This is a genomic window from Acaryochloris marina S15 (assembly GCF_018336915.1).
Taxonomy (GTDB): domain Bacteria; phylum Cyanobacteriota; class Cyanobacteriia; order Thermosynechococcales; family Thermosynechococcaceae; genus Acaryochloris; species Acaryochloris marina_A.
Window position 1 is genome coordinate 279,333 of record NZ_CP064924.1, and the last position, 14,590, is coordinate 293,922.

General features: G+C 48.5%; 11 protein-coding genes. 7 read left to right on the forward strand and 4 right to left on the reverse strand.

Annotated elements, in window-relative coordinates:
• Positions 1-183: 183 nt before the first annotated feature.
• The 3 genes from I1H34_RS28270 (at position 184) to I1H34_RS28280 (ending at position 2,435) form a co-directional block, all read left to right on the forward strand.
• Positions 184-711: a thermonuclease family protein gene (locus tag I1H34_RS28270; RefSeq protein WP_212666680.1), complete on the forward strand. Its 528-nt coding sequence runs from the start codon at positions 184-186 to the stop codon at positions 709-711.
• 435 nt (positions 712-1,146) lie between these two features.
• Positions 1,147-2,007, forward strand: coding sequence for a ParA family protein (locus I1H34_RS28275; RefSeq protein ID WP_212666681.1), 861 nt, complete (start codon positions 1,147-1,149; stop codon positions 2,005-2,007).
• Positions 2,007-2,435, forward strand: a complete 429-nt coding sequence (locus I1H34_RS28280; protein ID WP_212666682.1) for a hypothetical protein — start codon at positions 2,007-2,009, stop codon at positions 2,433-2,435. The genes I1H34_RS28275 and I1H34_RS28280 overlap by 1 nt, the downstream gene beginning before the upstream one ends.
• 415 nt (positions 2,436-2,850) lie before the next feature.
• Here the strand turns inward: I1H34_RS28280 and I1H34_RS28285 are convergent, their stop codons facing one another.
• Positions 2,851-3,141: a hypothetical protein gene (locus tag I1H34_RS28285; protein ID WP_212666683.1), complete on the reverse strand. Its 291-nt coding sequence runs from the start codon at positions 3,139-3,141 to the stop codon at positions 2,851-2,853.
• Between the two features lie 378 nt (positions 3,142-3,519).
• On the opposite strand from I1H34_RS28285, the gene I1H34_RS28290 reads away from it, so the two are divergent.
• The gene (locus tag I1H34_RS28290) at positions 3,520-4,500 is read left to right on the forward strand and encodes a pentapeptide repeat-containing protein (RefSeq protein ID WP_212666684.1); all 981 of its coding nucleotides are present in this window, start codon (positions 3,520-3,522) and stop codon (positions 4,498-4,500) included.
• On the opposite strand, the gene I1H34_RS28295 is transcribed toward I1H34_RS28290, so the two are convergent.
• Positions 4,446-5,138 (reverse strand): hypothetical protein, encoded by a 693-nt coding sequence (locus I1H34_RS28295; protein ID WP_212666685.1) that lies wholly within the window; start codon positions 5,136-5,138, stop codon positions 4,446-4,448. The genes I1H34_RS28290 and I1H34_RS28295 overlap by 55 nt on opposite strands.
• A complete protein-coding gene (locus I1H34_RS28300; RefSeq protein WP_212666686.1) occupies positions 5,122-5,649 on the reverse strand; it encodes a hypothetical protein in 528 nt (175 codons plus the stop codon). The genes I1H34_RS28295 and I1H34_RS28300 overlap by 17 nt, the downstream gene beginning before the upstream one ends.
• A gap of 313 nt (positions 5,650-5,962) precedes the next feature.
• Between I1H34_RS28300 and I1H34_RS28305 the strand changes: the two genes are divergently transcribed.
• The 3 genes from I1H34_RS28305 (at position 5,963) to I1H34_RS28315 (ending at position 13,864) form a co-directional block, all read left to right on the forward strand.
• Entirely contained in the window at positions 5,963-9,961 is a 3,999-nt protein-coding gene (locus I1H34_RS28305; RefSeq protein WP_212666687.1) for an NB-ARC domain-containing protein, read from the forward strand.
• Positions 9,962-10,097: 136 nt separating this feature from the next.
• Positions 10,098-11,195 carry a TIR domain-containing protein gene (locus I1H34_RS28310; protein ID WP_212666715.1) on the forward strand — a complete coding sequence of 366 codons (1,098 nt, stop codon included), beginning with the start codon at positions 10,098-10,100 and terminating at the stop codon, positions 11,193-11,195.
• 140 nt (positions 11,196-11,335) lie between these two features.
• Entirely contained in the window at positions 11,336-13,864 is a 2,529-nt protein-coding gene (locus I1H34_RS28315; RefSeq protein ID WP_212666716.1) for a tetratricopeptide repeat protein, read from the forward strand.
• A 243-nt stretch (positions 13,865-14,107) separates the two neighbouring features.
• On the opposite strand, the gene I1H34_RS28320 is transcribed toward I1H34_RS28315, so the two are convergent.
• Entirely contained in the window at positions 14,108-14,530 is a 423-nt protein-coding gene (locus tag I1H34_RS28320) for a DUF4351 domain-containing protein (RefSeq protein ID WP_315874902.1), read from the reverse strand.
• Positions 14,531-14,590 lie beyond the last annotated feature (60 nt).

Here is a 14,590-nt window from a genome sequence, read left to right on the forward strand (position 1 = left end):
GCACACGCAGGGAGCAATGGCAGAATTACTCTTCAAGCGAAGCAAAGCTGATTCAGAGGCTTGGATCTGAATCTACAGAGCGTCTGATCGTCAGCGTACTTCTGGATAATCCAACCAAATCGAGAGCCTGGTGTTCAGATAAAGCCTTAAGGGATCTAGAACGAGATCAAGGTTTGTAAGACAATGCCAAATCTAAGACAGCTACTCTCTATCCTCCTTCCCCCTCTCCTTCTAGGATGCAGCCCACCCCCCAGCACCACGACCAACGACATTAATCCGGTAAAGACAATCTCCTACACGGTTGTCAGCACTGGCGATGGCGATACCCTCAAAGTGCAATCTCAAGACGGTACATCGAGCAAAGTCCGTGTTGGATGTATTGATGCGCCTGAGTCCTCGCAGGAGTATGGACCGGAGGCAGGCCAAAGACTCAAGGTATTGCTACCCAGTGGAGCAACAATCGAGCTTCGGGAAATTGATATTGATCAATATGGTCGAACAGTGGCGGAGATCTATTCTGAGGGGAAATCGGTTGGGCTTCAGCTTGTCCGTGAAGGATATTCCGTGGTGTATCACCGTTACTTGGATGGGTGTTCTGATACAGCAGATCAGTATGTTGCTGCTGAGGAAGAGGCCAGATCTCAGAGATTGAATTTTTGGAGCCAGAGTGATCCGGTGATGCCGTGGGACTATCGGAGAGGGAAGCGGTAATAGTGCTTTTAAGATAGTACTAAAGACCTATTACTTTAAAGCACTATTACTTTAAAGCACTATTACACTAAAGTCCTATTGCACTAAAAAACAATTAAGCTGAAGTAATATAATTTAATAGTGAAATTGTGCGAATATTTATTATTTCAAAAGTTCTATTGCACTAAACTACTTTTGCACTAAACTACTATTTAGCTAAAGAGACTTATGCTAAAAGCCCCTAACTGTATAGATTCAAAGATTTTTGAAGGAGGTGTAGCAGAAGGGAACAAGCTTTATCTCCAATAATTTCAGAGAATTTTATAGATGATTACAGTGGAATAGAGCAACCTTCTTATTGCACTATTTTACTTTTGCACTATACTGCATTAGTTCAGTAATGCTATTGATCTAGACATCTATCAGGCAAAAGTACCTTTCATCAAAAGCAGAATAATGCCCAAACAAGCACCGACTCTTGTTCCTCTAGCGCTAGCAGGAGGACAAGGTAAAACCACAATTGCATTAATGACTGGGAGGATATTAGCGAGTTATGGCATCCCTGTACTATTTGTGGATGCAGATCCACAAGCAAGTCTTACAGCTTTTCTTGGTGTAGACCCAGAAGATCGCCCAACTCTCTTGGAAGTTCTAACGCGATCTCCCGACAAACTACCTTTGTTCAAAGCCATACATGCTGTTCCAGAAAGTGAAAATATTTTTCTTATTCCATCTACTGATGAACTAGAGAATGCAAACCACTCATTAGCAGCATCACCATCAAGTATCAATGTACTAAGAAATCGAATTCAACAAGTTGGCGAACAGGTAAAGAAAGAAGAAAAAATCACATCCAATTTTGGGATTATCATCATTGACCCACCCCCAGAACGCTCACACCTTGCTCTCACTTCTCTGGGTAGTGGCGACTGCTGGGTTATTTGTGCCGAAGCTAATATTAAAGGTGTTCAATCACTCAAAAGAACAAAAGGATTAATTGAAACTTGTCAGTCAATGGTTCCTGCAGGTGAATTAATTGGGACAATACCTTTTCGAGCGAAATGGACTGGTTTGAACCCAACTAAAGTCACGAGAACCAACATTGAAGTCATGGAAGTCCTCGTTGGGAAAGATTTAATGCTTCCCCATGTATTAGAAAGTGATATTTACAAACGTGCAATAGACGAGCAAACTTTACCAGGAACACTGGGATATGAGCATTTAGAATTTCCGCTAAGGAGTCTTATCGAAAGAATGAGACCCTCACTCGGAAAATACGCGAAGTCAATTCCAGTCTTGAATACGGAGGAAAATTAATGAGTCTCTTAGATAAGATTCGCCAGGAAACAGAAGTTCCTTCAGTCAAGGTTGAAACACGACAGGATGCATTAATCGAGAATCTTGCAGAGGAAAACAACTCGACTCCACCACCATCGATCGATACCCATAAAGATATAGAAGCAAACTTATCAACAGAGCTTGCTTCATTTCCACCAATCGCTGACAAAAAGGTTGGTGTCAGATTAGAAGAGGATGTCCTTGCAGAATTGGAAGTTATTTGTAAGAAACACAAAATAACGATAGAAACATTTCTTGAGGCCGCACTTAATGTCTGTCAACAAGATTCATCGGCAATGAATGCAGCCATAGGTGATGCTCAAACAAGACTCGCTAGGAGAAAAAGAGCAGGTACGATACGCTCAATTTTGACAAAATCTCAAAACTTATTTAAAAAAGAGCAATAGCACTATTGCGCTAAAGTACAAAAGTGTAATAGTTTTGCTTACAAAGTTTTTAGTGATGACTGAAGTGTATTTAGTAGCTATGACTATATACGCCCAATATCTAGCAATCCTCTAGATCATCAGCAGAGCTTATCATTCGGCCCAATTGAAGGGTTGCTGACACCAGCTGCAATCAAGCACTTTTTGGGTCCTGAAACAACGCAAATACGTTAGATCAGAATCTAAATTATTACAGAGAGCTAAAGAGTATTGAGAGATATTAAGCTCTAGAAAGCTTACCCTATATAACTTCTAGGCTTTTTTGCAGATGGTGTCAGCGACCCTTTAATTATCCCAACCCTAAACGCCTTACTGGATAAGCTTCTGTTTAAAATGAGAATTGCTGGCGCTGAAGGGTTCGTTTGACACTTTGATATTAGCCTGGATATTGCTCTTGGAGGTAGTCATACAGAGTAAGAGGCTCAAGCCTGGGTTCTCTTTGGAGCATTGGCTCCAGTTCAATGTCCCACACATCAGAAAGAGGATCTTTGTGGGTACGCCAGGTTCTTTGTGCCTTAGTGGTTGAGCGGTGCTGGCCTTTCTCTATTCGTCGGCCACTGCGTTCTGAAATGCCAGCAATGGTGGAGACTTGAGCTTGGGTACAGGATTGGTCTCTAGCTCGGTTATAAACTTCCACTTTGTAGGTTTCAATAAGTTGACCACGCACTAGATCTACTCCCTTTCTAATTTGGGACTTGATCTAGTGTGTTTGTTATTGTTCGGTCAATACAGGGATAATTGACGCCAACTTAATTAGTGATCATGTTTTAAATGGCGATCTCATAACCGGTTAAGCAATTGACTTCGAGCTTGGTCTAATTGTTGCCTGACAATCTCTAGAATTACTGCTGTAAAACGTTTTCAAGCTAAAATAGAAACCACTAAGATCTCAAATGGGCTCTATAGGAATAATCGATCTTTTATTTTGGATACCTCACAAAAAACTAGTCTAAACCCAACAAGATTACCCTTGCTGGTCTGTGGTAGCTTGCTCGTCGTCGCTCTACTGATAGGAGTTTGGAAATTACCCCAGCGTCAAGCATCCATGCTCAAACAGCGAATCGAGAGGGAAGAGAATACTGCGATTTCCCGCGAGAAACTATTTCAGCTTGAAAATACGACTCGTGAGAATTACTTGAAAATCATTCAATCATTTGGTGGACTTGGCTTTCTTTTGACAGGCTACTTTGCTTGGAGGAACTTGCAAATGGCTGAGAAAAATCGTGAACTTGCAGAGGGTAAGCAGGTAACAGAGCGCTTTAGCAAAGCTGTTGAACTTCTCTCCGATTCTAAGAAGCTTGAGGCCCGTATAGGTGGAATTTATATACTAGGCCGTATTGCTAATGATCATCCTAAAGATCAAATAACTGTGATGGAGGTACTAACAACCTTTATTCGAGAAAAATCGTTAGGAAGTGACCTTGAATGCCAATGTGATGAAGAGTATAGTAACGCTGACATCCAATCTGCCCTTAATGTTATCGGCCGTCGTAACGTTGAAAATGATGGAGTTAGAGGATTGTTTCTTTATGGTTCAAATCTAAGTGGTGTAGATCTTTGCGATACTAATTTCAGTAATACTGTCTTCAGTATGTGTGATCTCAGTAATGCCTATCTCCGTAAAACTAAGCTAATTAATACAAATTTTTCTGGTACTAAAATTAAAAAGACAAAGCTATGTGGAGCTTTTTTTAGTGGTGCTAACCTTAGCGGTGCTAACCTTAGCAGTACTGATCTAAGTGAATCTGATCTTACTGATGCTGACCTAAGTGAATCCGATCTAAGTGAATCTGATCTTACTGATGCTGACCTAAGTGAATCCAATCTCACTGATGCTATTTTGAGTAGTGCCAACCTGAAGAGAGCTAACCTAAAAAGAGCAGATCTTCGTGAGACTAAAGAAATAACTCCTAATCAGATCAAACAAGCAAGTAATTGGGAGCAAGCTCACTACAGCGACGATTTCAAAATTCAACTAGGACTATCAACCACCTCTGAAGAGTCAGCAGAAAAGCCCGAAGAATAGTCCAACAAAATCGATCGACCATAAAAATCCCCTTTCTGCTCAATCTTAAATCCACCCAATAGCAGCCCAAGCCAAACCGCTACCAAAGGTAATCGAACTCCCCTCACCAGCTCCACAAACGACACCGCCCCCTTAGCCCCTTCCAAATACTCTCGGATCGCGCCCACCCATGCCCCCACATCTTCTACATGACTGACTTTCAGGGCAACTGCTTCCCCAGACTCCAGCTCATCGACAAACTCTAGAACCGCATCCTTACTAACTTCCCCCACAACAGACTCAACAGGAACCCCAGTGAACCCCTGGCGACTCTTCCGTGACTTCGGCTGACGACATAGATCCGAGACATCCAGAAACATCGTCTGCTGAATCATCCCAGCTAAGAAATCTTCATCCAACACTGGACCTTCTGAGTTGTATCTGTCTTCCCAACCCTGGATCATTAGCTCTGCCCGCTGCAAACAAACCTCAGCCATATCCTTGATCGCATCTCCAGCTACCCGGAGCTGTTCGTGGGGAGAACGGCCCTGTAGATGCTGCTCCAGTGAGGCACACATCAGGGAAATATCAGCTTGCTCTGGTTCGTCTAAAGCAGAGGCCAAAGCACTGGCAAAATCAAGCTCAAGCTGAGTGAACATGGCGCTTATCCTTCAGTGGACATTCCGCAATTTCACACTCGGTCGGTTCCATGCGGATCGGGGGTTCAAATTCTGTGATGCCATACCGATTGCCCAGCACCTTCAGCACCTCCTTCAAATACCGATTCACTTGGGTATTCGTCATCCCCATACAGTGGACGGCTTCAATTTCCGCTAGCTTCTCACTCCCCTGCCAGACAGCGATAGCCAGAGCATGGAGGTGAGCATCCTTGGGCTTTTCCTTGTAAAGATAGAGCAAAGCCACGGGTGGGGCCAGGACGGGAATCGAGAAGGTTTCAGTGGTTTTTGCTGGCGCTGTTTTTGCTTTCTGGTCAGCGTATTCTCCTCGGCGCTTGGCATTGCTTTCTTTGCGGTGGCGATAGTGATTTCGTTTGCGATCGCAGGCATTATCCTTCCAGCACCCATCCCCTTGCGGCCCATGAACCCGCTTTGCTTCCATCCGGGAATAGTCGATGCATTGGAGGCAGATGGGGTTTGGAGGTAGTGGCATGGTTCGTTCTTTTGGATCAATACCCTTGAATAGATCATCAAAATCGAGGGGCTGACAGGACTAAATCAAACTAGTAAGCCATTAAAAAGCACTTAAAGAGGCAATAATTTCCATCCCCACCAACGCCCTAGATTACAGAAATATCCTTAATAAATGCGTAAAGCATATCAAAAGTGCCGATAATTCTAGATGGGATTAAATTAAATTTCAAAATAGCGCTCCGTCATCATTAGCAATCTATCGCAGACCGTCAGTTCTATACGCTCAACCCAATAGAAAAAAGACAACAAAATATCCCTTAGATTAACGCTGAATGACGAGTCCGAGCCCAGAACAGCAAACCATTCTATTTCTTGCCAGCAACCCTGATGGATTGCGACAAGTCGGACGAGAATTACGCGACATTAAAAACGGGTTACGCAGATCTGAGCATCGAGATCAGTTCACTCTATGTCCCTGCCTGGATGTACGTACTAAAGATATTCAACGGGCATTATTGGATGAAACGCCTCAGATAATTCACTTCGCTGGCAGTGGCAAAGGAGAAGCAGGACTCGTCTTTGAAGATCAAGCAGGCAATCCCAAACTTGTCGCAAGTGCAGCCCTAGCAGGTCTATTTACTCTGTTTGCTGAGGACATCCACTGCGTCATTCTGAATGGGTGTTATACCCAGGTGCAAGCTCAAGCCATCGCTCAACATATTGATTATGTAGTAGGCATGCAGCAGGCCATCAGCCACGAAGCGGCCCTGGCCTTTGCCGTGGGTTTCTATGATGCCTTGGGTGCAGGCCGAGACATTGAATTTGCCTTTAAGTTGGGATGCAGTGCCATTCAAATAGAAGGCTTACCCGAATCTCTCACCCCGGTGTTGGTCCAAAAATCTAGCCTTCAATCCGCACCCCTCCACCCCTTACCCGAACAGCAGACTCATGAAAAACTCTGGAAAGTGCCAGAGTTACCCCCCCACTTTTTACCGCGTCCTCAGACCCTAAAAGCCCTAAGAGAGAAGGTCCTTACGGATCTAGCCCAGCCTGTCGTCATGACCGGGCAACGCGTCGGTGTTCAGGGTATGGGAGGCATTGGCAAGTCGGTGTTGGCCACAGCCCTAGCTCGTGACCCTCAAGTTCAATCGGCATTCCCTGACGGTATTTATTGGCTAACCGTGGGGATAGAACCCAACCTACTGGCTCAGCAAATCGCTCTAGCAGCAGCCCTCTGTGGTGAACGCCAGGTATTTGAAGATATCAATGAAGGGAAAAACCGCCTCCAAACCCTATGGCAAGGACGCCAAAGTCTATTGATTCTAGATGATGTCTGGTGCATCGCGGATGCTGACGTCTTCAATGTCCTGGGACATCAAAGTACCTTGGTAGTGACGACCCGTGACTCAGAATTAATCACAGGATTAGGGGCCACTGACTTTTCCCTTTCGGTACTCCATGAGGATCAGGCGCTGGAGTTATTAGCCGCCTGGGTGGGCGTCCCCATCTCAGATCTACCCTCCCAAGCCCAGGAAGTAGCAAGAGAATGTGGCAACTTGCCCTTAGCCCTGGCCCAATGTGGTGCAATGGTGCGAGATTTAACCCCTTGGCCCCATGTTCTCAGTGCCTTACAAGATTCAGATCTTGAATTTATCCAAAAACAGTTTAGTCATTATTCCTACCCCGATGTCTTCAAAGCCCTGCATGTCAGTGCAACGGTCTTAGCAGAAACCAACCCCATCGCTGCCGAACGCTATCAAGAACTGGCAGTGTTTCCAGCCGATGAATTGATTCCTGAAGCAGTCATTGTTCGCCTATGGCAATATACCGGAGTATTAAAGGAGCGAGATGCGGGCAAAATCCTAACCACCTTATCGAGTAAAGCCATGCTGCGGCTAGAGGGGGACTATCCCCAGCGGCAAGTCAGCCTCCATGACTTACAGCAGGATTATTTACAAGCCCAGCAAGCCGACCAGAAGGCATTGCATCAGCAACTTCTGGAGGCTTATCACCAGGGCTGTCCAGAGGGATGGCATTGTGGACCGAAGGACGGGTATTTCTTTGAGCATTTGGCCCATCACCTCCAGCAGGCAGAACGCACCGATGAGTTACGGCAATTACTCTGGGACTATCGTTGGATTCAACGCAAATTGGGAGTCACTGATATCAATGCCCTGCTATTGGACTATGAAACCTTACCCAAGGACCAAGACCTCAACAGTGTCCACAGTGGGTTACGGTTATCTAGCCATGTATTAAATCAGCATCCTGAGCAGCTTCCCAGTCAGCTCTTTGGGCGTTTGATGAGTCAAGATTCACCCCATGTGACCGCATTGACTCAATCTTTAGCTCAGGGACCGGGAGAATGCTGGATACGGTGTCTATTCCCCCATCTCAACCAAGCGGGGGGAGCATTAGTGCGCACCCTCACCGGACATACTTCCACTGTCTATGGCGTGAGCATCAGCCCCGATGGCCAAACCGTAGTCTCCGCGTCTTGGGACCAGACCCTGAAGGTGTGGGACCTGGAGACGGGCCAGGAGCAGCGCACCCTCACCGGACATACTAGCCTTGTCAATGGCGTGAGCATCAGCCCCGATGGCCAAACCGTAGTCTCCGCGTCTTGGGACAAGACCCTGAAGGTATGGGACCTGGCGACGGGCCAGGAGCAGCGCACCCTCACCGGACATATTGCCTCTGTCAATGGCGTGAGCATCAGCCCCGATGGCCAAACCGTAATCTCCGCATCTAGTGACCATACCCTGAAGGTGTGGGATCTGGAGACGGGCCAGGAACAGCGCACCCTCACCGGACATACTGACTATGTCGAGGGCGTGAGCATCAGCCCCGATGGCCAAACCGTAGTCTCCGCGTCTAGGGACCAGACCCTGAAGGTGTGGGACCTGGAGACGGGCCAGGAGCAGCGCACCCTCACCGGACATACTGACCCTGTCTATGGCGTCAGCATCAGCTCCGATGGCCAAACCGTAGTCTCCGCGTCTGGTGACCAGACCCTGAAGGTGTGGGACCTGGCGACGGGCCAGGAGCAGCGCACCCTCACCGGACATACTGCCTCTGTCGAGGGCGTGAGCATCAGCTCCGATGGCCAAACCGTAGTCTCCGCGTCTGGTGACCATACCCTGAAGGTGTGGGACCTGGAGACGGGCCAGGAGCAGCGCACCCTCACCGGACATACTGCCTCTGTCGAGGGCGTGAGCATCAGCTCCGATGGCCAAACCGTGGTCTCCGCGTCTGATGACCATACCCTGAAGGTGTGGGACCTGGAGACGGGCCAGGAGCAGCGCACCCTCACCGGACATACTGCCTCTGTCGAGGGCGTGAGCATCAGCTCCGATGGCCAAACCGTAGTCTCCGCGTCTGGTGACCATACCCTGAAGGTGTGGGACCTGGAGACGGGCCAGGAGCAGCGCACCCTCACCGGACATACTTCCCTTGTCCATGGCGTGAGCATCAGCCCCGATGGCCAAACCGTAGTCTCCGCGTCTAAGGACCAGACCCTGAAGGTGTGGGACCTGGAGACGGGCCAGGAGCAGCGCACCCTCACCGGACATACTGCCTCTGTCACTGGCGTCAGCATCAGCCCCGATGGCCAAACCGTCGTCTCCGCGTCTTGGGACAATACCCTGAAGGTGTGGGACCTGGAGACGGGCCAGGAGCAGCGCACCCTCACCGGACATACTGCCTATGTCACTGGCGTGAGCATCAGCCCCGATGGCCAAACCCTTGTCTCCACGTCTTTGGACAAGACCCTGAAGGTGTGGGACCTGGAGACGGGCCAGGAGCAGCGCACCCTCACCGGGCATACTGACCCTGTCACTGGCGTGAGCATCAACCCCGATGGCCAAACCGTCGTCTCCGCGTCTTGGGACTGTACCCTGAAGGTGTGGGACCTGGAGACGGGCCAGGAGCAGCGCACCCTCACCGGACATACTTCCACTGTCACTGGCGTCAGCATCAGCCCCGATGGCCAAACCGTCGTCTCCGCGTCTTGGGACTGTACCCTGAAGGTGTGGGACCTGGAGACGGGCCAGGAGCAGCGCACCCTCACCGGACATACTGCCCCTGTCAATGGCGTGAGCATCAGCCCCGATGGCCAAACCCTTGTCTCCGCGTCTGATGACCATACCCTGAAGGCATGGGACCTGCTGACCGGCATGGAAGTGATGAGCTTCACGGGAGAAGGTGCATTTCAATGTTGTGAGATTGCCCTAGATGGTCGCACCGTCATTGCTGGAGATGCTGGGGGACAGCTTTACTTTCTGCGGCTAGAAGGCCCCAGCTTTTCAGACGACGGGGAGGTTATCTCATGACTTAAACCGTTCTAATATCCCTTCAATTCCTGCCTCAACGTTTGGGGTGTTCTCTCACAACCGAAGGCTATCGACGTCGCAATTCAATCATTGAGTGTTCCACTATCTTCTGCCCGAATTTATCCGCCCTACCCTCATGACTGCCCAAACCATTCTCTTTCTCGCTGCGAATCCCAAAGATACTAAGACTCTTCGATTGGATCAGGAGTTAAGGGATATTGGTGAGGGTTTACAGCAGGCTCAACGTCGAGATGAGTTTAAGCTTGAACAGCGCCTGGCGGTTCGCCCCCATGATATTCAGCGGGCCATGCTAGATCTGAATCCCCAGATCGTTCATTTCTCAGGCCATGGGAATGGGGATGAGGGCTTGGCCTTTGAGGATGTCAGTGGTAATACCCAGTTGGTCAGTGGTGAGGCGATTGCTGACCTGTTTAGCCTGTTTGCCGATCAACTGCGCTGCGTAGTCCTCAATGGCTGCTATACCGAGGTGCAAGCAAAGGCCATCTCGGAACATATTCCCTATGTTATCGGTATGAAACGGGCGATTGGGGATAAAGCGGCGATCTCCTTTGCCGTGGGATTCTATGATGCCCTGGGCTCTGGTCGAGATGTGGAGTTTGCCTTTAAGTTGGGCTGTGCCGCTATCCGCATGGAAGGCATTGAAGAACATCTCACCCCCGTTCTGATTAAAAAGCCCATTACTGAGGAAACTAAGGATCAGGATCAACCCAATGCTCAAACTCCTCCAACACCCGCGCCTTCTCCCATGACTCCAGACGCCGATGGACCCTTAGAGGTCTTTATTTCCTATTCCCATAAAGACGATGATTTACGAGAAGAGTTAGACATCCATCTTTCCAATCTGAAACGACAGGGGAAAATTGCTGCTTGGCATGATCGGGCGATTGAAGCAGGGGAAGAATGGGAAGCTCAAATCAAAGGCCATCTGGAGTCCGCTCAAATCATTCTGCTACTGGTCAGCCCACCCTTTATGGCCTCTGACTATTGCTACGACATTGAGATGCAACGAGCGATAGACCGCCATAACGAAGGCACAGCCCGAGTCATCCCTATTATTCTGCGTCCCTGTGACTGGAAAGGGTCACCCTTCAGTAAGCTGAAGATACTCCCTAAAGATGCCAAGCCCGTGACGAAATGGGCTGATCGCGATGAGGCATTCTTGGATGTCGTCAAAGGAATACGGAGGGCGGTAGAGTCCCTGACAAAAAAGTAGACCACTCTTCGTCAGGACTCAGTCCACCAACGGAGAGTCATCAGGGCCAGGGACCAGAAGCCTCGTCATCTTCTCAGGCAAGTCCCCCTCATAACCTCCCTCGCAGCGGTGTCGTTGAATTTGTCGGTCGTGAACAAACGCTGCAGGACTTGCACCAGCTCCTCCAAAAGAACAATCCAGTAGCCCTTACTGCATTAGCAGGCATGGGTGGGATCGGAAAGACTGAACTTGCCCTGCAATATGCCATCTCCCAGCTCGATCAGGGTCAGTACCCTGGAGGACTTTGCTGGCTGCGAGTGAAAGGCCAGGCTCTAGCTGCCCAAATTATCGAATTTGCCCGGACCAAGTTGGCACTGGCCCTTCCGGATGGACTCAATGAAGATCAACAGGTGAGTTATATCTGGGGGCAATGGCCCACCGGAAAGGTGCTGATTATTTTTGATGATGTAAAGGACCTTGAGACCATCGAACCGTACTTACCGCCGTCAGACCCACGGTATAAAGTACTGATTACAACCCGACAGGATTTAGGTCTATCCGATCATTCCCTTTCCATTAAAGAACTGAGCGATACCAGTGCCTTATCCCTGCTGAGAACCCTAGTTGGAGCAGACCGAATTGATGCTCAGCTCGACGATGCTCAAGCCTTATGTGGATGGGTGGGTAAATTGCCCTTAGGACTAGAGTTAGTGGGACGGTATCTAGCCAGAAAGCCAGACTGGTCCCTCCAAAAGCTGATCAAGCGACTTGAATCCAAGCGATTACAAGCCAAAGCCCTGACGACTCCAGCATCAGGAATGACCGCACAGTTTGGGGTCGCTGCTGCACTGGAATTAAGCTGGGTAGAGCTGAATGAGGCAGAGCAGGAACTGGCTTGCTTTTTGGGGATGTTTGCGGTTGCTCCTATTCCTTGGACTTTGGTTGAAGGATGTCTATCCGAACAGGATAAGGATGACTTAGAAGACATCAGAGATGAAGGTTTGAAAGATAGGAACCTACTCAAACGAATAGAAGAGAGTACCTACCAACTCCATCAAATTGTTCAGGAGTTCTTTCGGATTAAGTTGAATGAGGATTCCGAACAGGGGAAATCCCTCAAAGCCGCTTATTGCAGAGGAATGGTTGCAGTTGCTCAGGGTATTAATCAGAATCCAACGATTGATGTGATTGCAGGGATGAGTGCCAGCATTCCCCATCTAGAGGAACTGATCCGACAGTGGATTGACCACCTCGGTGATGATGAATTGATGTGGCCCTATGTCGGTATTGGTCGATTTTATGAAGGGCAAGGGAACTATGCATTGGCTTTACCTTGGTATCAAAAATGCCTAGAACAGACTCAACAAAGATTGGGCAATGAACACACCGATGTCGCAACTAGCCTCAATAACCTGGCAGGACTCTACAAAAACCAAGGACGATATGAGGAAGCAGAACCCCTCTATACACAAGCCCTACAGATGAGACAGAAGCCATTGGGCAATGAACACCCCGATGTCGCAACTAGCCTCAATAACCTGGCATTACTCTACGACAGCCAAGGACGGTATGAGGAGGCAGAACCCCTCTATACACAAGCCCTACAGATGACACAGAAGCTCTTGGGCAATGAACACCCCGATGTCGCTCTTAGCCTCAATAACCTGGCAGGACTCTACGACAACCAAGGACGGTATGAGGAGGCAGAACCCCTCTATACACAAGCCCTACAGATGAAAAAGAAGCTCTTGGGCAATGAACACCCCTCTGTCGCAAGTAGCCTCAATAACCTGGCAGGACTCTACAAAAACCAAGGACGGTATGAGGAGGCAGAACCCCTCTATACACAAGCCCTACAGATGACACAGAAGCTCTTGGGCAATGAACACCCCTCTGTCGCAAGTAGCCTCAATAACCTGGCAGCACTCTACGAGAACCAAGGACGGTATGAGGAGGCAGAACCCCTCTATACACAAGCCCTACAGATGAGACAGAAGCTCTTGGGCAATGAACACCCCTATGTCGCGACTAGCCTCAATAACCTGGCAGGACTCTACAAAAACCAAGGACGGTATGAGGAGGCAGAACCCCTCTATACACAAGCCCTACAGATGACACAGAAGCTCTTGGGCAATGAACACCCCTCTGTCGCAAGTAGCCTCAATAACCTGGCAGCACTCTACGACAACCAAGGACGGTATGAGGAGGCAGAACCCCTCTATACACAAGCCCTACAGATGAGACAGAAGCTATTGGGCAATGAACACCCCGATGTCGCAACTAGCCTCAATAACCTGGCATTACTCTACGACAACCAAGGACGGTATGAGGAGGCAGAACCCCTCTATACACAAGCCCTGCAGATGAAAAAGAAGCTCTTGGGCAATGAACACCCCTCTGTCGCAAGTAGCCTCAATAACCTGGCAGGACTCTACAAAAACCAAGGACGGTATGAGGAGGCAGAACCCCTCTATACACAAGCCCTACAGATGAGACAGAAGCTCTTGGGCAATGAACACCCCTCTGTCGCGACTAGCCTCAATAACCTGGCATTACTCTACAAAAACCAAGGACGGTATAAGGAGGCCAAATCTAATTTAAAGCAAGCACTAAAGATAGTAGAGGTCGTCTTGGGTCCAGAGCATCCTTCTACTCGGACCATGCGAAACAACTTAGAGTCCATCCCCTAGAAAGCCACCAACCAAGACCAAATTAATCAAAGTCAGTCCTGGCAAGAACTTCAGAATCCGGCTGGGAAGGACTTATTTTTCGTGTAATTTTTTGTGTAATACAGATTTTGGTAGAAAATCTGGAATTAAAATCACAGATCTAATATGGTGATCTTGGAATTCATACTCTGTGGTGCAAATTATTTTGTGTTTGGCTCAACATGCCGACTTGTCGCCTATGCGTCTGACTGAGCTGAAAACCTGTTAATCGGTGTAGTGTTCCTTCAGCCAGTTCACCAGATCAGAAGATTCAGTAAAGTCGAGCAATGCCTCACCAAGAGTTTCGAGTTGATCGAGGGAGAGGGATTGAATCTGGGATTGTAATTCAGGGGAAACGTCACCAATGCGGCGGGTGAGTTGGCGGAGGATGAGGGATTGGGCTTCTCTAAGAGCGCCAGACTGTTCACCTTCCTGTCGTCCTTCCTGGCGACCTTCGTCCAAGGCTTCCTGGTAAACTTTCGTTTGCTTGAGTTCGCTTAAGCCCAACATACTCTCTATCTCTTCCCGGCTCAGTTGTGGAAATTTATAGACCACAATCGTTTCAATCAACTCCATTATCGCCGCTATCTTAGGATTTGTCTGTCTTTGCGTCTGAGCCCTTGATAGCATTGCTTTTGCTTGGGTCACAATATGAGGTTGAGCCGAGGTAAGCTATGGGTGAGTGATATTAGATAAGGATGCATTTCA